Source organism: Plantibacter sp. CFBP 8804, from assembly GCF_014841225.1.
GTDB classification, from domain to species: Bacteria; Actinomycetota; Actinomycetes; order Actinomycetales; family Microbacteriaceae; genus Plantibacter; species Plantibacter auratus.
On sequence record NZ_JACYTU010000001.1, the window covers coordinates 383,361 to 409,265 of the forward strand.

At 69.3% G+C, this 25,905-nt stretch carries 23 protein-coding genes; 16 read left to right on the plus strand and 7 right to left on the minus strand.

Annotation, left to right across the window (positions count from 1 at the left end; all coding sequences use genetic code 11):
- The first annotated feature begins 10 nt into the window (after positions 1-10).
- From IFU11_RS01790 to IFU11_RS01800, 3 genes are read left to right on the plus strand one after another with little or no spacing between them, the layout of a single operon-like run.
- Entirely contained in the window at positions 11-1,546 is a 1,536-nt protein-coding gene (locus IFU11_RS01790) for an alpha-N-arabinofuranosidase (protein ID WP_124769270.1), read from the plus strand.
- Positions 1,543-2,841, plus strand: a complete 1,299-nt coding sequence (locus IFU11_RS01795; protein ID WP_244631616.1) for a glycoside hydrolase family 27 protein — start codon at positions 1,543-1,545, stop codon at positions 2,839-2,841. The genes IFU11_RS01790 and IFU11_RS01795 overlap by 4 nt, the downstream gene beginning before the upstream one ends.
- Positions 2,841-5,231, plus strand: a complete 2,391-nt coding sequence (locus IFU11_RS01800) for a glycosyl hydrolase family 95 catalytic domain-containing protein (protein WP_192018003.1) — start codon at positions 2,841-2,843, stop codon at positions 5,229-5,231. The genes IFU11_RS01795 and IFU11_RS01800 overlap by 1 nt, the downstream gene beginning before the upstream one ends.
- A 20-nt stretch (positions 5,232-5,251) precedes the next feature.
- On the opposite strand, the gene trxA is transcribed toward IFU11_RS01800, so the two are convergent.
- Both trxA and IFU11_RS01810 read right to left on the minus strand, forming a co-directional pair.
- The gene (trxA, locus tag IFU11_RS01805; RefSeq protein WP_086473368.1) at positions 5,252-5,629 is read right to left on the minus strand and encodes a thioredoxin; all 378 of its coding nucleotides are present in this window, start codon (positions 5,627-5,629) and stop codon (positions 5,252-5,254) included.
- A 95-nt stretch (positions 5,630-5,724) separates the two neighbouring features.
- Positions 5,725-6,591 carry a DUF2510 domain-containing protein gene (locus tag IFU11_RS01810; RefSeq protein WP_192018004.1) on the minus strand — a complete coding sequence of 289 codons (867 nt, stop codon included), beginning with the start codon at positions 6,589-6,591 and terminating at the stop codon, positions 5,725-5,727.
- Between the two features lie 143 nt (positions 6,592-6,734).
- Between IFU11_RS01810 and IFU11_RS01815 the strand changes: the two genes are divergently transcribed.
- The 9 genes from IFU11_RS01815 (at position 6,735) to IFU11_RS01855 (ending at position 16,466) form a co-directional block, all read left to right on the plus strand.
- Positions 6,735-7,115 carry a hypothetical protein gene (locus tag IFU11_RS01815; RefSeq protein ID WP_192018005.1) on the plus strand — a complete coding sequence of 127 codons (381 nt, stop codon included), beginning with the start codon at positions 6,735-6,737 and terminating at the stop codon, positions 7,113-7,115.
- Positions 7,112-7,954 (plus strand): helix-turn-helix transcriptional regulator, encoded by an 843-nt coding sequence (locus IFU11_RS01820; RefSeq protein WP_192018006.1) that lies wholly within the window; start codon positions 7,112-7,114, stop codon positions 7,952-7,954. Before IFU11_RS01815 ends, IFU11_RS01820 begins: the two co-directional genes overlap by 4 nt.
- 161 nt (positions 7,955-8,115) lie before the next feature.
- Positions 8,116-9,177, plus strand: a complete 1,062-nt coding sequence (locus tag IFU11_RS01825; protein ID WP_192018007.1) for an ABC transporter substrate-binding protein — start codon at positions 8,116-8,118, stop codon at positions 9,175-9,177.
- Between the two features lie 68 nt (positions 9,178-9,245).
- Positions 9,246-10,283: a FecCD family ABC transporter permease gene (locus tag IFU11_RS01830; RefSeq protein WP_192018348.1), complete on the plus strand. Its 1,038-nt coding sequence runs from the start codon at positions 9,246-9,248 to the stop codon at positions 10,281-10,283.
- Complete coding sequence (locus IFU11_RS01835) at positions 10,280-11,326, plus strand: FecCD family ABC transporter permease (RefSeq protein WP_192018008.1); 1,047 nt, start codon at positions 10,280-10,282, stop codon at positions 11,324-11,326. The genes IFU11_RS01830 and IFU11_RS01835 overlap by 4 nt, the downstream gene beginning before the upstream one ends.
- An 11-nt stretch (positions 11,327-11,337) precedes the next feature.
- On the plus strand, positions 11,338-12,126 hold the full coding sequence (locus tag IFU11_RS01840; protein ID WP_085510797.1) for an ABC transporter ATP-binding protein: 789 nt from the start codon (positions 11,338-11,340) through the stop codon (positions 12,124-12,126).
- Positions 12,123-13,775: an ABC transporter transmembrane domain-containing protein gene (locus tag IFU11_RS01845; protein ID WP_199862092.1), complete on the plus strand. Its 1,653-nt coding sequence runs from the start codon at positions 12,123-12,125 to the stop codon at positions 13,773-13,775. The genes IFU11_RS01840 and IFU11_RS01845 overlap by 4 nt, the downstream gene beginning before the upstream one ends.
- Positions 13,768-15,579 (plus strand): ABC transporter ATP-binding protein, encoded by a 1,812-nt coding sequence (locus IFU11_RS01850; RefSeq protein WP_192018009.1) that lies wholly within the window; start codon positions 13,768-13,770, stop codon positions 15,577-15,579. Before IFU11_RS01845 ends, IFU11_RS01850 begins: the two co-directional genes overlap by 8 nt.
- Positions 15,576-16,466 carry a siderophore-interacting protein gene (locus IFU11_RS01855; RefSeq protein WP_192018010.1) on the plus strand — a complete coding sequence of 297 codons (891 nt, stop codon included), beginning with the start codon at positions 15,576-15,578 and terminating at the stop codon, positions 16,464-16,466. Before IFU11_RS01850 ends, IFU11_RS01855 begins: the two co-directional genes overlap by 4 nt.
- A gap of 30 nt (positions 16,467-16,496) precedes the next feature.
- On the opposite strand, the gene IFU11_RS01860 is transcribed toward IFU11_RS01855, so the two are convergent.
- The 4 genes from IFU11_RS01860 to IFU11_RS01875 form a co-directional block, all read right to left on the minus strand.
- Complete coding sequence (locus IFU11_RS01860; protein ID WP_192018011.1) at positions 16,497-18,185, minus strand: glycoside hydrolase family 13 protein; 1,689 nt, start codon at positions 18,183-18,185, stop codon at positions 16,497-16,499.
- Between the two features lie 65 nt (positions 18,186-18,250).
- Entirely contained in the window at positions 18,251-19,144 is an 894-nt protein-coding gene (locus IFU11_RS01865; protein WP_064293707.1) for a carbohydrate ABC transporter permease, read from the minus strand.
- A complete protein-coding gene (locus tag IFU11_RS01870) occupies positions 19,144-20,055 on the minus strand; it encodes a carbohydrate ABC transporter permease (RefSeq protein ID WP_079002413.1) in 912 nt (303 codons plus the stop codon). The genes IFU11_RS01865 and IFU11_RS01870 overlap by 1 nt, the downstream gene beginning before the upstream one ends.
- Positions 20,052-21,350, minus strand: coding sequence for an extracellular solute-binding protein (locus IFU11_RS01875; protein WP_192018012.1), 1,299 nt, complete (start codon positions 21,348-21,350; stop codon positions 20,052-20,054). The genes IFU11_RS01870 and IFU11_RS01875 overlap by 4 nt, the downstream gene beginning before the upstream one ends.
- Before the next feature lie 226 nt (positions 21,351-21,576).
- Between IFU11_RS01875 and IFU11_RS01880 the strand changes: the two genes are divergently transcribed.
- From IFU11_RS01880 to IFU11_RS01895, 4 genes are all read left to right on the plus strand, one after another.
- Positions 21,577-22,782, plus strand: a complete 1,206-nt coding sequence (locus tag IFU11_RS01880) for an ROK family protein (RefSeq protein WP_192018013.1) — start codon at positions 21,577-21,579, stop codon at positions 22,780-22,782.
- Positions 22,783-22,808: 26 nt separating this feature from the next.
- On the plus strand, positions 22,809-23,705 hold the full coding sequence (locus IFU11_RS01885) for an esterase/lipase family protein (protein ID WP_192018014.1): 897 nt from the start codon (positions 22,809-22,811) through the stop codon (positions 23,703-23,705).
- Positions 23,706-23,798: 93 nt separating this feature from the next.
- The gene (locus tag IFU11_RS01890) at positions 23,799-24,281 is read left to right on the plus strand and encodes a DUF4396 domain-containing protein (RefSeq protein WP_071259960.1); all 483 of its coding nucleotides are present in this window, start codon (positions 23,799-23,801) and stop codon (positions 24,279-24,281) included.
- 155 nt (positions 24,282-24,436) lie between these two features.
- Complete coding sequence (locus tag IFU11_RS01895; RefSeq protein WP_137241756.1) at positions 24,437-25,111, plus strand: DUF6766 family protein; 675 nt, start codon at positions 24,437-24,439, stop codon at positions 25,109-25,111.
- Between the two features lie 61 nt (positions 25,112-25,172).
- Here IFU11_RS01895 and IFU11_RS01900 read toward each other — a convergent pair whose 3' ends face one another.
- A complete protein-coding gene (locus tag IFU11_RS01900) occupies positions 25,173-25,838 on the minus strand; it encodes an HAD family hydrolase (RefSeq protein WP_192018015.1) in 666 nt (221 codons plus the stop codon).
- Between the last annotated feature and the right edge of the window lie 67 nt (positions 25,839-25,905).

Here is a 25,905-nt window from a genome sequence, read left to right on the forward strand (position 1 = left end):
CACATCACCCATGGACTCCACTGCGACCGTCACCGTCGACCTCGACCGGCCAGGACCCACGATCAGCCGACACGTCTACGGCCACTTCGCGGAACACCTCGGGCGCGGGATCTACGACGGCTTCTGGGTCGGCGAGGACTCGCCCGTGCCGAACGTCGGCGGCATCCGGCTCGACGTCGTGGAGGCGCTCCGCGAACTGCGCATCCCGAACCTCCGTTGGCCGGGCGGCTGCTTCGCGGACCGCTATCACTGGACGAGCGGCATCGGACCTCGTGAGGACCGCCCGAAGCTCGTCAACACGCAGTGGGGCGGGACGAGCGAGACCAACGCGTTCGGCACCCACGAGTTCATGGAGCTGTGCGAGCTCCTCGGTGCCGACGCCTACGTCTCGGGCAACCTCGGTTCGGGCACGGTGCAGGAGATGGCCGACTGGATCGAGTACCTGACCGGTGCCGGGGAGACCCCGATGGCCGAGTTGCGTCGCGCGAACGGCCGGGAGGAGCCCTGGGACGTCCCGTTCTGGGGCTTGGGCAACGAGCCCTGGGGATGCGGTGGCAACCTGCGCGCCGGCGCGTACGCGGACCTGGCACGCCAATTCGGTACCTTCTGCGAGAGCGGCGGGAAGGTCCCGCTCTACCGGGTCGCCGCCGGCGCCGACGGGTTCGACGTGGCCTGGACCAAGACGCTGATGGAGGTCGTCGCCGACGTGGCCACCCACCCGTTCTCGGCGACCCCCTGGGAAGCCGTCTCGGTGCATTACTACACGATCGGCGGCAGCTGGAAGGCGAAGGGCAGCGCGACCGGGTTCGACGCTGCGGAGTACTGGAGCACGATCACCGCAGCACAGGGCGTCGAGCAGCTGCTGTCGTCGCACGCCGCCGTCATGGACGTGTACGACCCGGAGGAACGGTTCGGCATGGTGCTCGACGAGTGGGGCACCTGGTGGGACGTCGAGCCGGGCACGCACCCCGGGCATCTGTTCCAGCAGAACACCATCCGCGACGCCATGGTGGCCGCCTGGCACTTCGACGTGTTCCACCGCTTCGCGGGCCGGCTGCGCATGGCCAACATCGCGCAGACGGTCAACGTCCTGCAGGCGATGCTCCTGACCGATCCCGACGGCGGCGAGATGGTCCGGACGCCCACCTTCCACGTCTTCGAGATGAACAGCCCGCACCAGGACGCCACGTCCCTCCCGACGCACGTGGTCGGGCCGGTCCGCGACGCCGACGCCGCACACGCGGGTGGCATCCCGACCGTCTCCGCCTCGGCGAGCGTCAAGGACGGCGTCCTCCATTGCTCGCTGACGAACGTCGACCTCGACGCGCCACTCGTCATCGAGGTCGACGTCCGTGGCGGGTCCGTGGTCGAGCCGCACGGCCGGCTGCTCACCGCTGCGCGGCCCGACGCCCACAACCGTCCCGGTGAGACCGACGCCGTGTCACCGCGACCGCTCACGGGTCTCGACGTCACACCGACGGGTCTTCGCGTCACGCTCCCACCGCACTCGTTCGCCACGATCACGGCTCAGGTCGTCGCGCCATGAGCGAGGTGGAGATCGCGGTCACCGAGGTGCGTGCAGCACGTCGGGCGCGGGCGGACCGCCCGCCGATGGGCTGGAACAGCTGGGACTGCTTCGGAGGGTCCGTCACAGAGGCCGAGGTAGTTGCCAACGCCGCGTTCCTGGCCGAGCACCTGCTGCCCGTCGGCTGGGACACGGTGGTCGTCGACATCCAGTGGTACGAACCGGCGCCCGGCGTCGGCGACTACGAGCGCGTCTCCCAGCCGACGCTCGACGCCTGGGGCCGACCGCAACCCGCTCCGAACCGGTTCCCGTCTGCGGCGTCGGGCGGCTTCCGCGCGCTCGCCGACCGTGTCCACGCGCTCGGGCTCCGCTTCGGGGTGCACCTCATGCGTGGCGTGCCGCGTCTGGCCGTCGACCTCGACCTACCGATCCTCGGTTCGACCGCCCGCTGCGGGGAGATCGCCGATCCGTCCAACGTCTGCTCGTGGAACCCCGACAACGTCGGCGTCGACATGACCGCCCCGGGCGCCCAGGCCTACTACGACTCGGTCATGGCACAGCTCGCGGACTGGGGTGTCGACCTCATCAAGCTCGACGACGTGCTCTACCCACCGATCCAGACCGCCGAGATCGAGGCCATCTCGCGGGCGATCGACGCGACTGGTCGACCGATGGTGCTCAGCCTGTCCCCGGGGAAGCGACTCTCGACCGAGCACCTCGACACTCTTCGATCGACGGCGCAGCTGTGGCGGATCTCCGACGATCTTTGGGACGACTGGTCGGCGGTGCTCGAACAGTTCCAGCGCCTCGCCCGCTGGGCGCCCCTCCAGCGTCCGGGGGCGTGGGCCGATGCGGACATGCTCCCGCTGGGGCGGATCGGCATCCGCGCCCACGTCGGTTCGGACCGGCTGAGCCGCCTCACCCTGGCCGAACAACGGACGCTCATGACCCTCTGGTGCATCGGCCGGTCGCCGCTCTTCTTCGGCGGCCACCTCCCGGACACCCCGGCGCACACGCTCGCGCTTCTGACGAACCCGGACGTGGTCGCACTGCTCGGCAGCGACGGGAGCCGGGAGATCATTCGCGACGGCGACCTCGTCGTTTGGGCGGCTGAGCTCGGCGAGACCCGGTGGCGCGCGGTGTTCTGGCTCGGCGATGCGGACACCGAGCTGCGGGTCCACCTGGCCGATCTCGGTTGCGCCGATCGATCGTCCGTCACGGAGCTGTGGAGTGGTCGGCCGTTGCCGGTCGTCGACGGTGCCGTCGACACGGCCCTGCCCGCGCATGGTGCCGTGCTGCTCCGACTCGACCACTGATGGATCACCGACAGCAGCGCGTCGAGCGTCATCGAATCGAACTCGACGGACCGGCCACCCGGTTCGTCGATCGGTTACTCATCGGGAACGGGACGTTGGGCGCGGCGCTCGACGGCGTGCCCGGACGGGAGGGCATGGACCTCTCCCTGGACACGTTGTGGTCGGGAGGTCCGCGACGTCCTGGCGACGGGCCGGCGGGCCGCTCGCTTCCCAGTCCTCTGGAGTCCGTGCGCCGGGCGATCGCCGACGGCGATCCCGTGGCGGCCGATGCCCGCTCGGCTGCACTGCGCGGGACCACGTTCACCGAGTCCTTCCAGCCGCTCGGCCGCCTCACCATCGACTACGCGTCGCCCGACGGCGGTTCGCGCTCGACTCGGACCTCCGATCTCGCGCGCGGCGTCGTCGAGACGACGTCCGCGAGCGGTGGCGAGGCGGTCGCACTCCACGCGTTCGTGTCGGCGGTGGACGACGTGCTGGTCGTCGAGCTGCTGGGTGACGGTGTCCGTGAACCGAGGGTCGGGTTCGCGACGCCGCACCCGTCGACGACGGAGGAGCACACGGTCGGCGACACCCGGTGGTGGTGGGCGACCGGCCGTGCGCCGACGAGCGTGCGACCCTCGTATCTCGGCGGTGACGATGACGAGGCCATCCGTTACCCGACCGACGTCCCGGATGCCGACGGTCTCGTCGACGCAGGCATGGCCTGGGCGCTGTCGATCGCGGTGCAGCCGATCCCGGGCGGGTTCCGCCTCGTCGCCGGTGCGCGTTCCGGACACCGCGGGTGGCGAGATCGACCGCTGGGTGACCCGTCGACGCTGCTGGAGCACACCCAGGGGACGGTCTCGCGTGCGTTGCGGCGAACCGGGCAAGCGCTGCTCGATCGGCACGTCGCCGACCATCGGTCGCTCTTCGACCGCGTCGATCTGGACCTCTCGGCATCGGCGTCCGCGTCGGCCGACCTCGCGGAGCGGTACTTCGACCTCGGACGGGCGCTCCTCATCGGCAGCTCCCGACCGGGGACCGAACCGGCGAACCTCCAGGGGGTCTGGAACGATCAGGTCAGGCCGCCCTGGAGCGCGAACTTCACCACCAACATCAACCTCCAGATGAACTACTGGCCGGCGGAGAGCACCGGCCTGGGTGACCTGGTCGAGCCACTCACCCGGTTCATCGGCGAACTGGTGGACGCCGGGCAGCGCACCGCCGGCGAGTCCTACGGCCTCGACGGGGCGGCAGCCCACCACAACAGCGACCTCTGGCGGCACACGGACGCCGTGCCGCTCGACGCGCACTGGGCGAACTGGCCGAGCGCGCTCCCCTGGCTCGTCGCGCACCTCCACCGCCGTCTGGACGACGGCGGTGCTGATCACGCCGCACGCGTCGCCGTCCTGCAGACCGTCGAGCCGGTGGTCTCGTTCGTCCTGGGAATGGTCGTCACGGATGCCGCCGGATCGCTGGTCGTGAGTCCGTCGACCTCACCGGAGAACCGGTTCGTGATCGACGCGGATCACACGGCGGCGGTGACTGCCGGCGCGGCGATGGACCAGGAGCTGGTACACGAGTGCCTCCGCGAGTACCTCGCCCTCGCGGAGCTGGTCGGCGACGGCATCGCGGATGTCGAGGTCCTGGCTCGAGCACGCGACACCGTGGCCACCCTCCGACTGCCGCAGGTCGGCCGCGACGGAACACTCCTGGAGTGGGCCGAGGAGCGGGAGCCGACCGAGCCCGGCCACCGGCACCTCTCCCACCTGTACGGCCTGTATCCGGGGACCCGGATCACCGAGTCGGACACGCCCGAGCACGTCGAGGCAGCCCGACGCGCACTGCGACGGAGACTCGCGAACGGCGGGGGCGGAACCGGGTGGAGCATGGCCTGGGTCCTCTGCCTGGCCGCACGACTCCGTGATCCCAGACTCGCGTCCGAGGCGCTCGACACGCTGCTCGGTCCGCTGTCATCGGCCTCGCTGCTCGACCTGCACCCGATGGGCGACCTCGACGACGTGTTCCAGATCGACGGCAACCTGGGTGGGACGGCCGGTGTCGTCGAGATGCTCGTCCAGGGGCACGGCGGTGTCCTGTCGCTGTTGCCGACCCTCCCGGCCGAGTGGTCGGCGGGACGGTTCCGAGGGTTCCGGGTCCGGGGTGGGCACGTCGCGGATGTCGAGTGGAGCCGTCATCGCCCCGTCGCGGCGACCCTGCGTCTCACGGCCGGCGGCGTGCTCGTCGAGCTGCCGGACGACGGCTCGACGATCGCCATCACGGGCCCTGGCGGCGCACTGCCGACCCGGCTGGAGGACGGCGCGCCAGCCGGGCGGCTGCGGATCAGGCTCGACGAGCCCGGTGTCCACCGGCTTGGGTTCGCGCGTCCGCCCGGCGATCCGGAGGACTGACCGCCTCCTCCGGACGTCGGCTACTCGGCCTGTGCCTCGGCCTTCGCCGCTGCGATGGCGGCGTGCACCTCGGACATGTCGAGACCGCGCACCTGCGAGATGAGGTCCTCGAGTGCCGGCGCGGGGAGGGCACCGGCCTGCGAGAAGACGAGCACGCCGTCGCGGAACGCCATGAGCGTGGGGATCGACGTGATCTGCATCCCGCTCGCGAGCTCCTGGTTCGCCTCAGTGTCGACCTTGGTGAACACGACGTCCTGGTGCTGCTCGCTCGACTGCTCGAAGACGGGGCCGAAAGCCTTGCACGGGCCGCACCACTCGGCCCAGAAGTCGACCAGGACGATGCCGTCGGCCGACACGGTGTCCTCGAAGTTCGAGATGGTCAGTTCCTGCGTGGTCATCGTGTGCCCTTCGGATCGGTGGTCGGACGCTTCGCATCCGACTGACGAGCCTACCCGCGGACGACGGGCCGTCCTCCCCTTGTGCCGCGCCGCGGTCAGTGCCCGGGCGGCTGCTCCGGGAGGAGCAGGAGCCGGCGCTGTATCCGCGACATGATCAGGAGCACCCCGCCGAGGACCGCGAACAGGACGCCGCCACCGACGACGATGCCGCCGATGACCCCTCCGAGGAAGCCGTAGCCGTCGCCGCTGCTGTTGACGAGGATGACCACGCCGACGGCCAAGGCGAGCACACCGATCCCGAGGACGACCCAGGACATGACGAGATAGGTGCGGAACGCGCGCGCTCCATGGAACGTCGGCCGGATGCCGTACTGGGTTCCGACGTACTGGGCCCAGCGTGAGCCGGTCCACCACCTCGTCGCCCGCGGCGACACGGAGTACCAACCGGCACCGGGACCGTCCTGCTCACCCGGCAATGGACGGACCACGTCGACGACCACCGGGGCGCCGACCGGCTGCGGGATCCGCCGCACGGCCGTCGTCTGGGCGGCGATACCGAACCAGAGCAGCGTCAGGAGCAGCATCGGGAATCCGTTGAACGACAGGTGGCTGGACAGCGCGCCGAGGCTGAACTGCGCGATCGCCAACACGAGGAAGACCGAGCCGAACACCCAGGCCAAGCTCGGCTGCTCGGTGGTCGCCCAATCGGTCCCGGGCTTCCCGTTCTTGACCCTGAGCCCCGTCCAGTGCGAGCCGTCCCACCATCGGAGCTGATCCGGCCCCGTCGGATACCAGCCCAGCTGCGGTCCGGACGGCAGCTGCGACGGCGACACCATGGGAGTCGGCGCCTGCTGCTTCACCCGTGGCGCGGCGTCGGCCTCCTGAGCAGTCCACTGCGTTCCATCCCACCAGCGCAGCTTGCCCGGCGTCCCCGCCTCGTACCATCCCGGTGCAGCGGTCATCGCTGCTCCTTCCCCCGAAGATCACGCTCATGACGTCCATGCAGCGCCCCCAGTGTCCCGTCTGCGAGTCATCGCGGCAAGCCGCCGTTGTCGAACATCGTGCGAGCCAGGTAGGTTGACGGCGACGCGACGAAGGGACCACCGTGGCCAGACGCAAGACGCCGGAGCAGATCGCCGACGAGGAACGTCGCTACGAGCTCGCGAGATCGGCAAGCACGTTCGAGGAGTTCTCCGTCCTCGCGTACGACCCCAATCAGGCGATCCGCGCCGCTGCGGCGCACAACCCGGCAGCCGACCCAGCGGCGTTGGAGCTCTTCCTCAAGGACCGCTTCTGGGGTGCGCGCATCGAGATCGCGCTGCACCCGAACGCGACCGACGAGCTCCTGCTCCGTCTCCTCGAAGCCGATCCGCGCAAGCGCGGCGTCGTCCACCACGAGGCGGAACGCCGGCTGGCCGCGAAAGGCGTCCGCTTCGACGACGACGGCCTCCCGCTGATCGGCGACGCCGGCACGAGCGCTCGTTGAGCCCGTACAGCCAGGTCGACTGGGACGCGAGCCCCGAGCATCCGTCATCCGTCGCCGAACCGTATCTGATGGGCACCGGTGTCGTCACCGACGAGGACACCGGGAGTCGCCCGCTCTCGCCACCGCACCGTCATCCGGACGCCATGCTCGCCTGGTGCCACCGCGGCACCGTGTGGGTGCATCTCCCGAACGCGATGTGGCGCCTCGCACCGGGTCAGGGCGTCTGGATCCCAGCACACACGCCGCACACCGCGCACCACGAACGCGACTCCACCGGGTGCTACACCTACCTCCCCGCCACCTCGCTGATCGCGCCCGTCGAGACCGTCACCCAGGTCCTGGTCCCGCGCGCGGTGCAGGAGATGTTGCTGCACCTCGGGATCAACGACATGCCGACCGACCTCCGGGTCCGTGCGCAGGCGGTCCTCATCGAGATGCTGCAGCAGCCCGCGCCGGAGACGGCGGACGGCTGGGGCGAGATCCCGATGCCGTCAGACGATCGTGTCCGTCCGCTCGTCCGTGCGATCCTCGCCGACCCGGGTGACCTCCGGGGCGCGCGCGAGCTGTTCGACGTGCACGGCCTCCACGAGCGCACCGTGCTACGGATCTTCCAGCACGACACCGGGATGAGTTTCGCCCGGTGGCGGACGGGTGTCCGGATGACGCTGGCGGCGCGGCTGATCATCGACGGCATGCCGATCGGGGCGGCCGCGCACCGGTGCGGGTACGCGTCCTCGAGCGCCTTCTCCGCGAGCTTCCGAGCCCGGTTCGGCATGACCCCTCGGGAGTACGTGGCACGGGTGCAGGCGGACCCCGCCCACCAGCTCTACTGGCGCTGATCCACCCGGGCACACATCGTCGTGTCGGATCGGCGATAGAACTCGTCGGTTCTTCGACGCTGTCATGCCTTGAAGCGCCCTACGATCGTTCTGTTAGGACATGCTTACCTAACTTCTGGATCGCCAGCGGTGATCCCACTCCCCCTCTTCAAAGGAGCCCCATGCCGCACGCTTTCGCGCGCCCGAACGTCCGCCGAGGATCCACCCTCCTCGCCGCCGTCATCGCCACCGCTCTCGCCCTCGCCGGATGTTCGGCCGCCACCGGCGACACCGGATCGACGACGGCATCGACCGACGGCGTCGTCATCGAACACGCCCACGGTGAGACCGTCATCCCGGAGAAGCCGGAACGGATCGTGGCTCTCGGGTGGATGACGCCTGACATCGTCGCCGCCCTCGGCACCAACCCCGTCGGCATCGAAGAGGTCTGGGGTGCCGGTGAGAGCGGCTACCAGCCCTGGTTCGAGGACTACGTCTCCGAGGCGTACGGCGAGATGCCCGAGATCATCCCCTTCACGGACGACGGCCCGAACTACGAGGCGATCAAGTCTCTGAAGCCCGACCTGATCCTGAGCCTCTACTCCGGTGTCACCGACATCGAATACGAGCGGCTCACCGAGATCGCCCCGACCGTCCCCTACATCGAGGGGCCCTGGAACCCGGGCACCTGGGAGGGCATGACCCGCACCGTCGGGAAGGCGATGTCGGAGGAGGCCAAGGCCGAGGAGCTCATCGGCGAGACCGAGGACCTCATCACCTCCCTCGCCGACGCACACCCCGAGTTCGACGACAAGAGCTTCGTCTGGGGCCTCACCCTGAACGAGGGCGGGACGGACCTCGGCGTCTACCTCGAGTACGACCCGCGGGTCCGCATCACCGAAGCGCTCGGCTTCACCTCGACCTCGGCGATGGACAGCTTCCTCGCGAGCGCCGAGGGCGACAACTGGTACACCGGCGTCAGCCTCGAACAGCTCTACGACGTGGACGCCGACTTGTTCGCCGCATGGGGCGGAAGTGCCGAGGAAGGGACGTACACGGTCGAGAACGCCGTGGTGTCGCGCTGGTCGCCGATCGCCGCCGGGTCCTACGTGATCTACGCCGACGCCGCCAAGGCCTCGGCGATCAGCGCGCCGACCGTCCTGTCCCTGCAGTACGTCCTGCCCGGCTACGTCGACGACCTCGCAGCGGCACTGCGGGGCGAGCCGACCATCGACGGCAAGTGACGTCGGAGATCTCCCGGACCGCCGCCCCGTCAGCAGCGCCTGCTGCGGGCGGGGCGGCGGACGTCCCGATGCCCGGTGGGGCCGGACGCGCAGACGTCTCGCCCCACCGCACCGGGACCCTCGCCGTCGGGCTCCTCGTCGCCACGGTGGTGCTGATCGCCGCAGCCGTCGCCTCACTCGCCATCGGCAATCGGGCCATCGATCCCCTGACCGTCGTCCGCGCGCTCGTCGCCTACGACGACGCGAACCCCCTGCACCTCATGGTCATGGAGCTGCGCGTCCCACGGACGCTGCTCGGCATCCTGGTCGGTGCGGCGCTCGCCGTCTGCGGCGGGCTCATCCAGGCCTTCACCCGCAACCCGCTCGCCGACCCGGGCCTCCTCGGGGTGAACGCCGGCGCGTCGTTCGCCGTGACCTTCGCGGTCGGTGTCCTGGGACTGACGACTCCCGGCACCTACGTCCCGTTCGCCCTGGCGGGTGCGTTCATCCTCACGGTGATCGTCTACGCGCTCGGATCCGTCGGGGCCTCGGGTGCGACCCCGATGAAACTGACCCTCGCGGGGGTCGCCCTCGGTGCCGCCTGCACCGGTTTCACCACCGCGATCGTGCTGCGGGACGAAGGAACCCTCCAGGTCATGCGCTTCTGGAGCGTGGGATCCATCGGAGGCCGCACCCTCGACCAGCTCACGTGGGCTGCTCCGCTGATCGTCACGGGCCTCGTGATCGGTCTGCTCTGCGCCCGGTCACTGAATGCTCTGACCCTGGGAGACGAGCTCGCCCAGGCGCTCGGTGCGCGAGTGCGCAGCACCCGGGTGTGGGTCGTCGTGGCCGTCACCCTCCTGGCGGGTACGGGCGTCGCGGCCGCCGGTCCCATCGCCTTCGTGGGACTCATGATCCCCCATGTCGTGCGGTGGTTCACGGGCCCCGACCAACGCTGGGTGCTGACGTACTCGATGGTGATCGGCCCCGCGTTCCTGCTGCTCGCAGACGTCCTCGGCCGGATCGTGTTGCCGTCCGGAGAGCTCCGGGTGGGGATCGTCACGGCGCTCCTCGGCGCTCCCATCCTGATCATGCTGGTGCGTCGGAAGCGGGTGAGCGGACTGTGAGCGTCATCGACCATGGACGACGACTGATCCGCGTGGAGACCGCGCACATCGCGACGCTCGTACCCGTGCGGTCCGTCCTCGTGTGCCTCGGACTCGTCGTGGTGATCATCGGAGCAGGGCTGTTCGCGATGACGATCGGTGCGTACGAGATCGGCTTCGACGCGGTCATCCGGGCGATCGTCGACCCCGCGTCCGACCCGGACGTCCGCCAGGTCGTGACCGAGTGGCGACTGCCGCGGGTGCTGTTCGCGGTGCTCTGCGGAGCGGCACTCGCGCTCGCCGGAGGCATCTTCCAGTCGCTCACCCGCAACCCGCTCGGCTCACCGGACATCATCGGGTTCGGTGTCGGCGCGCAGTTCGGCGTCACGCTGACGATGCTCGTCCTCGGGCTCAACACCTACCTGTTCAAAGCCGCCGGGGCACTCGTCGGCGGTCTGCTGACCGCCTTACTGGTCGCCCTCCTCGCGAACCGCCACACCATGTCGTCCTTCCGGCTGATCATCGTCGGCATCGGCGTCTCGGCCGGGCTCGGTTCCCTCACCTCCTGGATCCTCATCTCCGTCAGCGTCGAGCAGGCGATGATGGCGGCCACGTGGGGGGCCGGATCCCTCGCCTCGCTCGGCTTCGACCAGCTGCTCCCCGCCGCAACGGCGTTCGTCGTGTTCGCCCTGCTGGCGCGGCCAATCCGACGATCGCTCCCCGTGCTCGAGATGGGCGACGACACCGCCATGGCCCTCGGAGTGCGCCCAGGACGCACCCGGCTGATCGCCATGGTGGTCGGTGTGGCCCTCGTGGCGCTCGTCACCGCCGCCGCCGGCCCGATCTCGTTCATCGCCTTGGCCGCCCCGCAGATCGCTCAACGGCTCACCCGCTCGAACACCCCGATGGGCCTCGCGCCGGTGATGCTCACCGGCGCCGCCCTGGTCGTCGTCTCCGACGCCGTCGCCCAGCTGCTCGCCGTCCCGGTCGGCGTGGTGACGCTCTCGGTCGGTGGCATCTATCTGACCTGCCTGCTGGCCGCCCAGTTCGTGCGCCGCACGTGAAAGGAACTCCCATGACCACGTCGCTCCTCGCCCGCGACCTCACCCTGGGCTACGGCGATGCTCCGATCGTCTCCGAGCTGTCGCTCGAGGTGCCGGACGACTCGTTCACGATCATCATCGGACCGAACGCCTGCGGCAAGTCGACCCTGCTCCGCGGACTCGCACGGCTCCTGCGCCCGACCGCCGGTGCCGTCCTCCTCGACGGGGCGGACATCCGCGCGTCGAAGCCGAAGGACACCGCTCGCCGACTCGGGCTCCTCCCCCAATCCGCCATCGCCCCCGACGGGATCACCGTCGCCGACCTCGTCGGGCGTGGGCGGTTCCCGCACCAGAGCGCGATGCGGACGTGGAGCAGCGCCGACGAAGCGGCTGTCTCGGAGGCGATGGCCGCGACCGGGGTCACGGAGCTGTCCCGCCGGCTGGTCGACGAGCTCTCGGGCGGTCAACGGCAACGCGTCTGGGTGGCGATGGCACTCGCCCAGCAGACCAAGCACCTGCTGCTCGACGAGCCGACGACCTTCCTCGACATCGCGCACCAGATCGAGCTGATGGAGCTGTTCACGGATCTGCACCGCAGCGGCACCACCCTCGTCGCGGTCCTCCACGACCTCAACCACGCCGCCCGCTATGCGACCCATCTCGTCGCGATGCGCGACGGCGCGATCGTCGCCCAGGGCGATCCGCAGGAGATCATCACCGCCGACCTCGTGGAGGCCGTGTACGACCTGCCGTGCCAGGTGATCACCGACCCCGTCTCCGGTACCCCGCTGGTGCTCCCGCTCGGACGGCGGAGCCGGTGAGCGGGACGACGACGAGTACGCCGCGGCGCCTCTTCGGCATCGCGCTGGGAGCGGACGGTCGCGGCGCCATGCTCGTCGCCGCGACCAGCCTCCTCATCGTGCACGCCCTGTCGGAGGCGGCGATCCCCGTCATCATCGGGGCGACCATCGACCGCGCGGTGGTGCCGTCCGATCCGGTCGCCCTCGGGGTCTGGATCGGTGTCCTGGTCGGAACCTTCCTCGTCCTGACGGTGAGCTACCAGTCGGCGTCGCGCCTCATGGTGTCGATCTACGGGCACGGCGAACAGGCGCTCCGGCACCTCACACTCTCCCGAATGCTTCGGCCGCAGCTCTCACGACAGAACCTTTCGGCGGGTGAGGCTCTGACGGTCGTCACGTCCGACACCTACCGGGTGGCCGGCGTCGCCTGGTCGGTCGCGCAGCAGTCGGCGACCATCGCGGCCATCATCGGAGCCGCGCTGGCGATGTCGGTGATCTCGCCCGTGGCGACGATCGTGGTGTTCGTGTCGACCATCGGGATGATGCTCGTCATGCGCGTCGTGTCACGCCCGTTGGAACGCCGCGGCTTCGCCGAGCAACGGGCGGCGACCGAGGCCGGAGCCGTGGCCGCCGACTTCATGAGCGGGTTCCGAGTCCTCGTGGGCATCGGTGGGCGTGCTGAAGCCGTCCGGCGATATGACGCCGCCAGTGACGTCTCACGACGCGCAGCGACGGCCGCCGGGCGGTCCCTCGCCCTCTTCGACGCCGTGAGCGGCACGCTGGCGGCATTCGTCATGGCCGCACTCGTCGGCCTGTCCGCCTGGTTCGCCGCGGAGGGGCGGATCAGCATCGGCGAGCTCGTGACGGTGCTCGGCCTCGCGCAGTTCATCAGCGGATACCTCGCACAGGCGGGATCATTCCCGTCCAACTGGATCCACAAGCTCGCCTCCGCCAAGCGCTTGGCCGCGGTCGTCGACGCCGACGACCTGCTCGAAGCGGGCGGTCGGCTGGACGAGCCGTCCGACTCCGGCCTTGCGACCGACGTCGTGCTGTCCTTCCACCCCGAACACCAGGACCGACCGGTAGATGTCCGTGCTGGTGAACTGCTCGGCGTCCGGCCGCCCGACAGCGACACGGCGCGCGCCCTCTCCCGTCTGCTCGGCATGCGGACCCCCGCCGAGCGCGGCAGCGTCTCGCTCGCCGTCGACGGCAGACTCGTCGATCAGCTGGACCTCGACCCGGTGGCGTACCGCCGTCGTGTGGTCGCGCCACCGCACGGCCAGCGCATCATGAGCGGCACCCTGGCGGAGGCGGTGCGCGGTCATGACGTGACCGGCGACCCGGACGCGATGTTCGTGGGCATGGCGGCGCTCGACGATGCGGTCGTGCAGCTCGGCGGCTGGTCGTCACCGGTCGGTGAGGCGGGCAGACGGCTTTCCGGCGGGCAGCGCCAGCGCGTCGGCATCGCCCGGGCGCTCCATGCCGGTGCGGACGTGCTCGTCCTCGACGAACCGACGTCGGCCGTCGACGTCCTCACGGAGACCCGCATCGCCCGGGCGCTCGCGGCGCACGACGGCACCGTCGTCGTCATCACCACCTCGCCGGTCCTGTTGAACGCCTGCGACCGCGTCGTCGAGCTGACTCCCGGTTCGGAGACCCGCCATGACTGATCCCGCCACGGAGCCCACCACCGCCGAGATGCTGCCCGTCGCCAACGGCTCCCGCGTCCGAACCGTCGTCGGTGCCCTCCTCCGACGACACCGCGGACGGACCGCCGCCGTGGTGGTCCTCTTCCTCGCAGCAGCTGCACTGGGCGTCGTGATGCCCGCGTGTCTCGGGCGGATCGTGGACGCCGTCGCTTCCGATGCCGGGCTGAGCGTCGTCTCAGGCTGGGTGGGCGGAGCCGCCGTCGGCGCTGTCGGGGCCGTCGCGGTGACGCTGTGGGCGACTCGGGTGCTCACGGGGCTGGTACAGGACCTCCTCGCCGAACTGCGCGAGGACGTGTTCGCCTCGGCCATGCGGCTCCCGGTGAGCGCCGTCGACGACGGCGAGCGTGCCGATCTCCTGTCCCGGGTCACCGGCGACGTCGACGCGGTCGCGGAGGCCGGCGGGAACGTCGCCCCGACACTCCTGTCCGCCGGGTTCGCGATCGGAGTGTCGGCCGTCGCCCTGGCAGCCGTCGACCCGTGGCTCGCGCTCGCCGGTCTCGCCTCGGCGCCGTGCTACGTCCTCGGGACCCGTGCGTTCCTCCGGCGATCCCGAGTGGTGTTCCGCACGGTCAGGATCCGCGAGGCATCGCGCAGTCAGGCCGTGCTGGACGCGGTCGACGGCGCGGAGACCCTCGCCGCGTTCGCGGGCACGGACCACGCGCTCGAACGCGTCCGGGAACGCGCGGCCGCCTCCATCGACGCGCAGATCGAGGGCGTGCGCGTCGCGAACCGCTTGTTCCGATGGATCAACTCGGGTGAGCTCGTCGGGCTGTCGGCGATCCTGGCGACCGGCTTCCTCCTCAACCTGCAGGGCACGATCACCGTCGGACTCGTGACCACCGCCGCGCTCCTGTTCCACCGGCTGTTCGATCCGGTCGGCCGGCTCATCTTCGGGCTCGACGACATCCAGCGGGCCACGGTCGGGCTGGCTCGGCTCGTCGGGGTCATCGACCTCGCAGCAGCGTCGTCCACGGTGCCGGAGTCGCCCTCGCCCGTCGGCGGTGCCGCAGGCGGCGTCGCCGCAGCGCCTGGGATCCGAGTGCGCGACCTGACGTTCCGGTATCCGACCACGGATCGTGGGATCGCGGAGGTCACCATCGACGTACCGCCCGGGACGACCACGGCGCTCGTCGGCACGTCCGGCTCGGGCAAGAGCACCCTGGCGCGGGTCGTCGCCGGACACCATCCGCCGACGTCCGGGCGGGTGCTCGTCGACGACACCCCGTACTACCTGTCGCAGGAGCTCCACCACTTCCGTGGCTCGATCGCCGACAACCTCCGGCTCGGGGCTCCGGACGCCAGCCGGGACGAGATGGTCTCGGCGCTCCGTGCCGTCGGAGCCGAGTGGGCGGTCACCGCGTTGCAGGACGACCCGGCGGCGGACCCGACCGGCTCGAGGGAGTCGCCCGTGCCGCTGGACGAGGGACGTATCCAGCAACTCGCGGTCGCTCGGGCGTTCCTGGCGGACCCGGCGATCGTGATCCTCGATGAGGCGACGGCCGACGTCGGCTTGCACCATCGCGACGCCGTCGAAGCGGCGATCGCCGTCCTCCGGACGGACCGGACCGCGCTGCTGATCGCGCACCGGTTGGAGCAGGCCGCCACCGCCGACCGGATCGCGGTCTTCGCGGACGGTCGGATCGTCCAACACGGCACGCACGCGGAACTCCTCGCCTCCCAAGGCCCCTACCGCGAGTCCTGGCTCGCCCACAGGCCGCATCCGACCCAGCACACCGAACCGACCCGAGAGGCCGAGACGCCATGAAGATCCACCGCGGCATCGTGACCGCAGCGACACCCCTGAGTCCGAACCTGATCCGCATCACCCTCGGTGGTCCGGGCGTCGAGGACTTCGCCAGCACCGGCACGGGCGATGAGTACGTCCGCGTCTTCTTCCCCCACGGTGCCGACCCGACGGAGGTCTCGCTCCCGGTACCGGCAGGCGACTGGTGGGAGACGCCGGAGGGCTCCCCGCAGGCACCGATGCGGACCTACACGATCAGCGCCGTGCGGCAGGATCCGGTCGAGATCGACATCGACTTCGTCGTGCACGAGGCCGGGGTCGCGGGGCCGTGGGCGGCTCGCGCCCAGCCCGGGCACGTGCTCGGCCTGAACTCGCCCACCGGTCTGTACGCGCCGCCCGCCGACATCGGTTGGCAGGTCCTCGTCGCTGACCTCACCGGTCTTCCCGCAGTCACGCGCATCGTCGCACAGACTCCGCGCGGACTGCGGACCCGCGTGGTGCTCGAGGTACCGAGCGAGCGGGATCGGATCGCGGTCGAGACGAACGACGACGTGACGGTCACCTGGGTGGTGGGCGGCAACGGACACGGCCCGAGTGCGCTGGGTCGGCTCGTCCGGAGTGTCGTGGACGAGCGCCTCCCGCTCGATCAGGGCTACATCTGGGTGGCGGGTGAGACGGTGGCCCTCCGTGACGTGCGCAAGTATCTGCGCAAGGAGCTCGGGCTACCCGCCACCCGCTTCAAGGTGGTCGGGTACTGGACGCCGATCACCGCGTGGGACGAGAAGTTCGCCGCCCTCCCGGCGTCCGTCCAACAGGAGCTCGACGCGATCTGGAGCACCGAGGAGGACGCCGAGCCGGAGGACGTGCAGATCCGGTTCGAGGAGCAGCTCGACCGCCTCGGCCTCTGATCGCGGTGGGGCGTGTGCCCACGGCCACCATCACCCCAGCAGGCCGACCGGCGCGATCCAGACCGTGGACTCCCCCGGAACCGCGCCGGCTTGAAGGGCGCCCAGGACGACGGCATCGTGCTCCGCCTCGAGCGGGAACGGCTCAGTGCCGAAGTTGGTCAGGACCTGCCAACCGTTCGGCCGCACGAATCGGAGGACGTCCGTCCGCCCCGTCTCGACCCACTCGAGGTGCTCCGCCGTCTGGAGCAGCCTCCGCAGTCGGAGCGCCTCGCGGTAGAGCGAGAGCGTCGAGGTCGGATCCGAAGCCTCCACGTCGACCGCGTACTCGGCGAACCAGGCCGGTTGCGGCAGGTGCGCGACCGCACCTCCGAAGCCGAAGGCCGGTTGGTCCGCAGACCACGGCAGCGGCACGCGGCAGCCGTCGCGCCCCAGCCCGTCGTACTCGCCGCCGCGGAAGAACGCGGGGTCCTGGCGCTGCTCCGCCGTGATCGCGGCGACCTCCTGCAGACCGAGCTCCTCGCCCTGGTAGAGGTAGGTGCTCCCGGGAAGCCCGAGGAGCAGGAGCGTCGCCGCTCTGGCGCGTCTGAGCCCCTGGTCGCGATCGATGTCGGCCTCGGGACCACCCGCCGCGACCCACTCGGTGCCCTGCTTCACCGGTCGCCCGGCCAGGGGTGGGAGTCCGTACCGCGTGGCGTGACGGGTCACATCGTGGTTGGACAGCACCCACGTCGTCGACGACCCCGTCTCCGCCGCCTGCGCCAGGTTGTCGGTGATGACCGTGCGGAACTCGGCGGCATCGAAGTCCGCCTCGAGCAGGTCGAAGTTGAAGGCCTGGCCGAGCCCCTCCGCCGATGCGTACTTGGCCCGACGCTCCGGCGAACTCACCCACGCTTCGGCGACCGCGGTGCGCGGCGGGTCGTACTCCTCGAACACCCGCCGCCACTCCGCGTAGACCTCGTGCACGTCGTCGCGGTCGAGCAGCGGGTGGGTGCCGTCCTGCGGCATCTGCTCCAGCTCAGCGCGACTCGGCAGCGGCTCGGTGAGGTCCTTCGTGAGCATGTGCGCGACGTCGATCCGGAAGCCGTCCACGCCCCGATCCGACCAGAACCGCAACGTCTTCAGGAAGTCGGCGCGGACCTCGGGGTGGTCCCAGTTGAGGTCCGGCTGTTCGGTGGCGAAGTTGTGGAAGTACCACTGGCCGTCCTCGACCCGCTCCCAGGCTGGGCCGCCGAAGACCGACTCCCAGTCGGTGGGCGGTTCCTCCCCCGATGCGCCCTTCCCCTCGCGGAAGACGTACCGGTCGCGAGCCGCCGACCCGCGGCCTGCGGCGAGCGCCTCCTGGAACCACTCGTGCAGATCCGAGGTGTGGTTCGGCACGATGTCGACGATGACCCGGATTCCGCGCTCGTGCAGTGCGGCGATCAGTTCATCGAAGTCCTCCAGCGTGCCGAGCCGCGGGTCGACGTCGCGGTAGTTGGCGACGTCGTACCCGCCGTCGGCCAGCGCCGAGGGATAGAACGGACTGAGCCAGATCGCGTCGATCCCGAGGTCCGCGAGGTAGCCGACCCGGGAACGGATGCCCGGCAGGTCGCCGAGACCGTCCCCGTCCGCGTCGGCGAAGCTCCGGGGGTAGATCTGGTACACGGCGGCCTGACGCCACCAGGTGGCGTCGGCGGACTCAGTGTCGGTGTCGGTGTCGACGAGTAGTGCGTCGGTCATGACGGCGTGGTCCTCGATTTCTCTGATGGTGGGTGGATCCGGTGTCGGTCCGTCGGTCGGACGGGTCACCCCTTGACGGCACCCTGGGTGACGCCCGACATCACCCAACGCTGTGCGAACAGGTAGGCGATGATCGCGGGGGCCATCGCCATCAGGTACGAGGCGAAGGCGACGTTGTAGTTGCTGCTGAACTGCGTCTGGAAGAGGTTCTGCCGCACCGGGAGGGTCTGGAGTCCCGCGTCCGAGATGATGAGCGACGGCATCATGAAGTCGTTCCAGGCGTAGAGGAACGCGAAGATGCCGACGGTGGCACTCATGGGAGCCAGGAGCGGGAAGATCAGCTTCCAGAACGTCTGCCAGGTGCTCGCACCGTCGATGCGCGCACTCTCCTCGAGTTCGATCGGGATCGATCGCAGGAACGCCGTGAACAGCAGCACGCTGAAACTCAGCTGGAACATCGTGGCGAGGATGATCACCCCGAACGGGTTGTCGAGTCCGACGCGACCGGTCAGCTGGATCTGCGGCAGTGCGACGACCGGGAACGGGATGAACATCGCGGCGAGCAGGTAGAAGAACGAGAAGCGGAACAGGCGGCGATCCCAGTTGCGCACGATGGCGTACGCGGCGAAGGAGGCCAGGATGATCGTCGCGACGACGGTCCCTGCGGTGACGAGGAGCGACATCGCGAAGCCGACCGGGAACTTCGTGAGCGTCCACGCCTGGACGAAGCCGTCGATGCTGAACGGTGCCGGGAGCGAGAAGGCGTTGCCGTCGACCGACTGGGTGTCGGTCTTGAACGCCATCGAGATCGTCACGTAGAGCGGCAGCAGGACGGTCACGGCGCAGAGCAGCAGGATGATCGTCGTCGACCAGCTCACCCGCTCTCCCCTGGTCCGCTGCTTCGGGGTCGCGTTCGCCGTGGTGATGGACTGGGTGCTGAGCACGGTTGGCGTGGCCATCAGAGTGCGTTCCTTCCGCGCGTCGCCGAGAGTTGCACGAGGGCGATGATGATCGTGATGATGAAGAACAGGGTGGCCGTGGCCATCTGGTAGGCATAGTCACCCGTCTGGAACCCGCGGATGATCGTCATCGAGATGCTCCGCGTGGAGGTGCCCGGGCCACCGTTGGTCAGGCCGACGATGATGTCGTAGGCGTTCAGGTAGTTCTTGAAGCCGAGGATCACATTGATCACGACGTATCCCATCACCAGCGGCAGGGTGATCCGCAGCAGCTGCTGGCGCTTGTTCGCGCCGTCGAGCGACGCCGCCTCGTAGACGTCGCCGGGGACTGCGAGGAGACCCGCGATGTAGATGAGCAGCGTGCCGGGGATCGACTGCCAGGCCGTCACGATCACGATGCCGAGCCAGGCGAGGTCCGGGTTGGAGAGGATGCTCGTCTCGAGGAACGGGATCCCGAGCGCCGAGCCGGCGGCCGGTACCGAGTTCATGAAGAGGAACTGGAACACGTAGGCGATGATGATGCCCGAGATGACCATCGGGATGACGAAGATCCCGCGAAGTCCCATCTTGAAGCGGATCTTCGCGGTCAGGCCGACCGCGAGTAGGAACGCGATGACGTTCACCGCGATGACCGTCACGAGCGAGAACCCGAAGGTGAAGAGGAAGCTCGTGAGGATGGCCGGATCGCTGAACGCGGCGATGTAGTTCGTGAAGCCGATGAACTCCCAGTCGCCGATCCCGATGGAGTCGGTGAAGCTGAAGAAGATGCCGACGACGCCGGGGAGCGTGATCGCGAGCGTGAACAGGATGACGGCTGGGAACAGGAAGAAGTAGTAGATCGGTTCGACCCGTTTGGTGCTGCGTCGGACCTTCGGGTTTCCCCCGGTCACGATCGATGTGGTGGCGCTCATTCGGAACCCTCCTTGCTCGTGACGGGCGGCTGTCGGAACGCGAGTCGTGCCCAGTCCGCGTCCATGGTGCGGAGCATCGACGCCGCGTCGGTGCCGAGGACCAGCGACTGCGCGTAGTTCTCGGTCGGGATGGCGCGGGGGTTGAGCACGCCCGGGCCCTGGTAGAACGCGCCGGCGTCGTAGTACGGGATCATGCCCGCGACGCGCGGGTCGTCGGGAGCCTTGCCGTCGTCGGTCGGGACGAACCCGAGCTGCGATTCGTTGTAGGCCTGGATGACCTCCGGCTGGAAGAGGTACTCGAGGAAGTCGCGGGCACCCTCGGGGTTCTTCGCCTCCTCGGGGATGATGGTGACGAGGTCGAGGTTCACCCGGACCTTGAGGTCCTTCGGGTCTTCGGTCATCGGCAGCGGGAACGTCCCGAGGTCGAGATCGGGTGCGGTGAGTGCGATCTGGCTGAACGCCCACGGGCCCTGCAGGTACATGGCGCCCTCACCCTCGGCGAAGGCGACGTTGCCGGCGTCGTAGGTGCGACTCGGCGCATCGGCCTGCGTGTACTCCTTGGCGAGCAGCTGCATCTTCTCGACGGGCTCCAGGAAGTCCTTCTCGAAGGAGACCGGAGCATCCGGTCCCACCTCGGTGCCTTCCTCCGCGAGCCGGTCGTAGAAGTCCGGGATGTCGACGGCGCCACCGACCGAGTAGTCGAACCAGCCCTGGTTGGCGGTCCAGGCATCGGCGAACGTCGCGTAGAACGGCGCCACGCCGGCCGCCTTCAGCGTGTCGGAGACGGCGATCAGTTCACTCCACGTCGTCGGCACCTCGAGGCCGTACTCGGCGAAGATCGTCTTGTTGTAGATGACGGAAGCGGCCATCACCGAGTAGGGCAGCGCACTCGTGCGTCCCTCGCAGACGCCGTACTGGTCGAGCAACGGCTGGAGGTCGTCGCGGATGGACGCCGCCGCTGTCGTGTCGGACAGGTCGGAGAGCGCGCACCGTTCGACGAAACGCGACACCTCGTGGTTGTAGTTCGAGAGCATGAGGTCCGGCGGGTTGCCACGGACGAAGCTCGCCGCGAGCGGATCGGGCCCCGAGGTGTCCATGACGACCTCGTACTGCTGCTGCGAGGCGTTGTAGTCCGCGACGGCCTGGTTCATGAAGGTGAACGCCTCACGCTTGCTGAACGTGAAGTGGATGGTCTCCCGGCCATCACTCGAGCAACCGACGAGGACGCTGGCCAGGAGCGCCACACCCGCCACTCCGGCCGTGGCGCGTATCGCGCGTTTCAGTGGGTTCGACATCATTGTCCTTCCGCGGAACCCTCGATGGATCCGCTGACTAAATACAGAGAGTAAATCAACTGATGACGGAAACTCTGCCATCCGTTCGACGTCTGGTCAAGCACCGGTTCCATCACGACATCCACGGGTCGGACACCGTGATCGTTCACGGTTCAGCGCGCGGTGCAGTGCCTCCCCGGCTCGGCATCCGCGCGCGGCCTGCGGATCGTGGATATCGTTGTCGGTCATGGAAGCGACGACGACGGAGCGGGCAGCGGAGCCGCGCTCCTCCAGCATCACCGCCGTCCTCGATCACGCCTGGGCGACGTCCGCGTTCACCGCGGCCGACGTCATCACCGCCACCGGGTTGTCACGATCGACGGCGATCACGCTCTCCGACGAACTCATCGGACTGGGTTGGTTGACGGAGCTCGACGACGCACGTCAGGCCGGTGCCGCCTATCGGAAAGGTCGCCCCGCCCGTCGCTACGAGCTGCGCATCGACGCCGGGATCGTCGTCGGTGTCGACGCCGGAGCCCACTCCATCACCGCCATCGCTGCAGACCTCCGCGGTCGCGAACTCGCGAGGTCGCACCACACCGTCGATCCGGCGGCCACCGCCGAGGCGCGGGTCGACGCCGTCGATGCGGCGATCGACGAGGCCGTGCGGCAGTGCGGGCCGAAGCCGCCGTTCTGCATCGTGCTCGGGGTCCCGGCCCCGATCGACGCACTCGGGCGGTCACCCGAGGGCAACGTCTTCTGGGACCGCATGAACCCTCGGCTCGGTGAGCGCATCCGCGACCACGGCTGCGCGATCGTCACCGACAACGACGCGAACCTCGCCGCCGTCGCCGAAGGTGCGATCGGCGCCGGTGTCGGCGTCGACTCCTACATCACGGTGGTCACCGGTGAACGGCTCGGCGCCGGATACGTCGTCGACGGTCGTCTCGTCCGCGGTCGCGGCCGGGCGGGCGAGCTGCACCTCCTCGACCTCGTCGACGGCGTCGGTTCGTCGCGAGGCATCGCCGCACTCCTGCGCGACTGGGGTCGCGAGTACCGCGAGAGCGGCGGGCTCCCGGAGAGCAGCCCGCTCAGCCGCATACCGGTCGCGCAGGTGGATGCGCAGTCGGTCCTCGCTGCGGCGGACCAGGGCGACACGGTCGCGCTCGACCTGGTGCGCCGGATGGGTGATCGCATCGCGCGGATGAGCGCTGTCCTGGGCGGGTTGCTCGACGTCGAGCGCATCGTGTTCGCCGGCGGGATCGCTCCGTCGATGTCGCAGCTGCTCGAGGTCGCGTCGGAGCGCATCCCCGGCTACATGAGCGCGGAACCTCCCTTGCTCGTCGCGTCGGAACTCGGTGCGGACATGGTGGCGCAGGGTGCGGTCGCGACCGCGATCGACGACGTGCGTCGCAACGCACTGCGGATCGACCTCGCCCGACCAGTACGCTGACGTCGTAGCCAGCCGGAAGGAGCACCATGGCCGATGCGATCATCCTCGTGTCAGGGGGTGCGGCCGTGACCCCGTTCACGGGTCCGGACCATGCCGCCGGCTCCGGCCTCGCCGCCGGGAACACCCTCACCGCGCTGAGAGCGCACCTGCTCGGGCGGGCGATCCCGGTCTTCACCGCACCGGCACGCATCGGTGCCGGGGAGGTGCACGAGGACACGGGTTGGCAGGGGTTCGCCGACGTCCCGATCGTGCTGCCCGCCGAGGTGACCGTCAACGCCGTCGGTGGGATCGACGCCGGCGGAGCCAGCCTGGCCGCGTTCCTGCGGTGGCTGTCCGACGAACACGGTTTCGCGAGCGTCGACATCGTCGCCCACTCCATGGGCGGTCTCTTCTCTCGTGCCGCAATCCGAGAACTGCGCGGCTCCGGGCCGTCGATCGGCCGGCTCGTCACCCTCGGCACGCCGTGGGAGGGATCGCTCCTCGGCGATGTACTCACCGGCGAGGTCTCGGTCCACGACGCCCACGGAGACGAGGGAACCACGACGATCCTCGAGCGCTCGAGCGGCTATGCCGCCGAGAACTCCCAGGGCGCTGCCGACGAGGTCTCACGCCGGTTCCTGCGCGAGTGGAACACGACGCAGGCCGGCTTCCTCGATGGCGTCGCCGTCACCGCAGTCGGGGCGGGTCACTTCCACACGGCAGCCGAACCCCGGCAGCTGTGGCCACACGACGGTCTGGTGGCCCTGCGAAGCGCCCGAGCCGACGACGTCCCGGTCGACGTGCTCCCCCGCGTGGTCCGCCGTTCCTTCGAAGACGACGTCCACAGCATCTTCTTCGCCGACGCCTTCGACCTCCCGTGGGAGCGCGCTCTCACCTGGGATCCCGAGGTCTTCGCCGTGGTCGACGAGGCGCTCGCGTTCTGAGCCAGCGTCGATGTCCGTGCAAGCGGACCAGCGCTTCGGAATATACCCCGGAGGGGTATTGTTTGGCTTGCTGAACGAACCGAAGGAGCGCTCATGAGCGACCACACCCACCACAGTCACGGCCCAGCAGCCGACAATGCGACCTCCTGGCGGATGGCGGCCACCGCCACCCTCCACTGCCTCACCGGTTGTGCCATCGGCGAGGTGCTGGGCATGGTGATCGGCACCGGCCTCGGACTGCACAATCTCGGCACCGTGGTGCTCTCGATCGCACTGGCCTTCGTCTTCGGCTACGCACTCACGATGCGCGGCGTGCTCCGCGCGGGCCTGTCCTGGCGCGCCGCCATCGGTGTCGCGCTGGCCGCGGACACCGTGTCGATCGCGGTCATGGAGATCATCGACAACACCGCGATGCTCGCCATCCCCGGAGCGATGGACGCCGGCCTCACCAGCGGCCTCTTCTGGGGGTCCCTGGTCGCCGCTCTCGCCCTGGCCTTCATCGTCACCACACCGGTCAACCGTTGGTTGATCAGCCGCGGCAAGGGGCACGCCGTCGTCCACGAACTCCACCGCTGAACCAGTCCGGGAAGCCGGACAGCCGGGCCGAGTCGTCGTGATCGGAGGGCGCAGTACGATCGTTGCCATGCGAGTCGTCTTCATCTCGTGGCTGGTCGTGATCGTGGCTGGCCTGCTGTACATGTTCCTGATCCCGCTCATGGGGAGGTGACGTGATGTCAGCCGTCCGCCGTCACAGTCTGAGCCTGTTCTTCGGGCTGATCTTCAGCCTCGCCCTGTTCGGGCAGTCGATCGCCGGTCTCGTCGCGTACAACGAAGACCAGCTCGCGCACGGTCAGGCGACCGTGGACTATCTGCACTTCATCACCTCGTCGGCGTTCGTCGTCGACGTGGCCGAGAACTGGCAGTCGGAGTTCCTCCAGTTCTTCCTCTTCATCCTCGCGACGGTCTGGTTCGTGCAACAGGGGTCTCCGGAGTCGAAGAAGCTCGGCGACGAGGGCCTCGGGAGCGACGAGGATCAGCTTGTCGGACGACACGCGCGCCCCGACTCGCCCCGTTGGGCTCACGCGCGCGGCTGGCGTCTCTGGCTGTACTCCAACTCACTCCTCCTCGTGATGGGTGTCATCTTCGTGTTGTCCTGGTCAGCGCAGGCCGTTGCCGGCACGGTCGTCTACAACGCTGAACAGGCGGAGCACGGTGAACCGTCGGTGACCGTCATCGGATACGTCTCGTCGGCCGACTTCTGGAACCGGACGCTGCAGAACTGGCAGTCGGAGTTCCTCGCAGTGGGCTGCATGGTCGCCTTCTCGGTCTACCTGCGTCAGCGAGGATCGTCCGAGTCGAAACCCGTCGGGACACCGCATCACACCGCCTCCGTCGAGAACGAGTGAGCGCGTGCCCGATCAGCAGGTGATCGTCAGCAACGCTGTCCGCAGCGGCGGCCCACCTGCATCATCGTCGGCGGAGGTCTCGCAGTGCCTCCGGCGACGGGGTGAGACTGCCGACGATCTCGCCGAGGCTGCTGATGACCGGGTGACGTCGATGCGAAGGCGCGTCCTGGTGACCACCGTCGAATCGCAGGAACCGCACGTGGAGTGCTTCGGCGATCTCCTCGTCGTGATTGGTGTCGCCGACCATCAACACCCGCCGGGGATCATGGCCCGAGTCATCCAACCACGCGGTCACGACATGCTCCTTCGACGCCGCATAGACATCGGTGATGCCATGCACGTGTGCGAAATGGCCGTGCAGCGAGTGGGGAGCCAGCTGACGCTCCAGGGTGACCTCTGGGGTCGCCGAGATGAGGACCTGCTCGACGCCGAGCGCGTCGATCGCCGCAAGGGTGGTGCGGGCCTGCGGTTGGAGCGACGCCGCTCCCACGCCGGCCGCGAACAGCGCGAGGTACTCGTCGGCCGCCTCCAGGAAGTCGGCTGCATCGACACCGAGCCGGGCGTAGAAAGCCCGGATGGGGAAGCCGAACACGGCCCGATACGCCTCCTGGTCGGATATCTCGGCAAGACCCCGCTGCCGGAGGACGGTGTTCATCGCGGCAAGCGCCACCTCGACATCGTCGAGGAGCGTGCCGTTCCAGTCCCAGCACACCGCGTCGATGGTCATGGATACGTTCTCGGGCACGAGATCGAGTCTCACACGGTCGGGTGACATCGGCCGGATCCGACGAGGC

Bases quoted from the DNA above. Each gene is read 5' to 3' on its own strand.
- IFU11_RS01790 (WP_124769270.1), top strand. From the start codon at position 11: ATGGACTCCACTGCGACCGTCACCGTCGACCTCGACCGGCCAGGACCC.
- IFU11_RS01850 (WP_192018009.1), top strand. From the start codon at position 13,768: ATGACTGATCCCGCCACGGAGCCCACCACCGCCGAGATGCTGCCCGTC.
- IFU11_RS01875 (WP_192018012.1), bottom strand. From the start codon at position 21,350: ATGTCGAACCCACTGAAACGCGCGATACGCGCCACGGCCGGAGTGGCG.
- IFU11_RS01825 (WP_192018007.1), top strand. From the start codon at position 8,116: ATGCCGCACGCTTTCGCGCGCCCGAACGTCCGCCGAGGATCCACCCTC.
- IFU11_RS01860 (WP_192018011.1), bottom strand. From the start codon at position 18,185: ATGACCGACGCACTACTCGTCGACACCGACACCGACACTGAGTCCGCC.
- IFU11_RS01870 (WP_079002413.1), bottom strand. From the start codon at position 20,055: ATGAGCGCCACCACATCGATCGTGACCGGGGGAAACCCGAAGGTCCGA.
- IFU11_RS01880 (WP_192018013.1), top strand. From the start codon at position 21,577: ATGGAAGCGACGACGACGGAGCGGGCAGCGGAGCCGCGCTCCTCCAGC.
- IFU11_RS01840 (WP_085510797.1), top strand. From the start codon at position 11,338: ATGACCACGTCGCTCCTCGCCCGCGACCTCACCCTGGGCTACGGCGAT.
- IFU11_RS01830 (WP_192018348.1), top strand. From the start codon at position 9,246: ATGCCCGGTGGGGCCGGACGCGCAGACGTCTCGCCCCACCGCACCGGG.
- IFU11_RS01885 (WP_192018014.1), top strand. From the start codon at position 22,809: ATGGCCGATGCGATCATCCTCGTGTCAGGGGGTGCGGCCGTGACCCCG.
- IFU11_RS01900 (WP_192018015.1), bottom strand. From the start codon at position 25,838: ATGACCATCGACGCGGTGTGCTGGGACTGGAACGGCACGCTCCTCGAC.
- IFU11_RS01895 (WP_137241756.1), top strand. From the start codon at position 24,437: ATGTCAGCCGTCCGCCGTCACAGTCTGAGCCTGTTCTTCGGGCTGATC.
- IFU11_RS01795 (WP_244631616.1), top strand. From the start codon at position 1,543: ATGAGCGAGGTGGAGATCGCGGTCACCGAGGTGCGTGCAGCACGTCGG.
- IFU11_RS01865 (WP_064293707.1), bottom strand. From the start codon at position 19,144: ATGGCCACGCCAACCGTGCTCAGCACCCAGTCCATCACCACGGCGAAC.
- trxA (WP_086473368.1), bottom strand. From the start codon at position 5,629: ATGACCACGCAGGAACTGACCATCTCGAACTTCGAGGACACCGTGTCG.
- IFU11_RS01810 (WP_192018004.1), bottom strand. From the start codon at position 6,591: ATGACCGCTGCACCGGGATGGTACGAGGCGGGGACGCCGGGCAAGCTG.
- IFU11_RS01855 (WP_192018010.1), top strand. From the start codon at position 15,576: ATGAAGATCCACCGCGGCATCGTGACCGCAGCGACACCCCTGAGTCCG.
- IFU11_RS01800 (WP_192018003.1), top strand. From the start codon at position 2,841: ATGGATCACCGACAGCAGCGCGTCGAGCGTCATCGAATCGAACTCGAC.
- IFU11_RS01890 (WP_071259960.1), top strand. From the start codon at position 23,799: ATGAGCGACCACACCCACCACAGTCACGGCCCAGCAGCCGACAATGCG.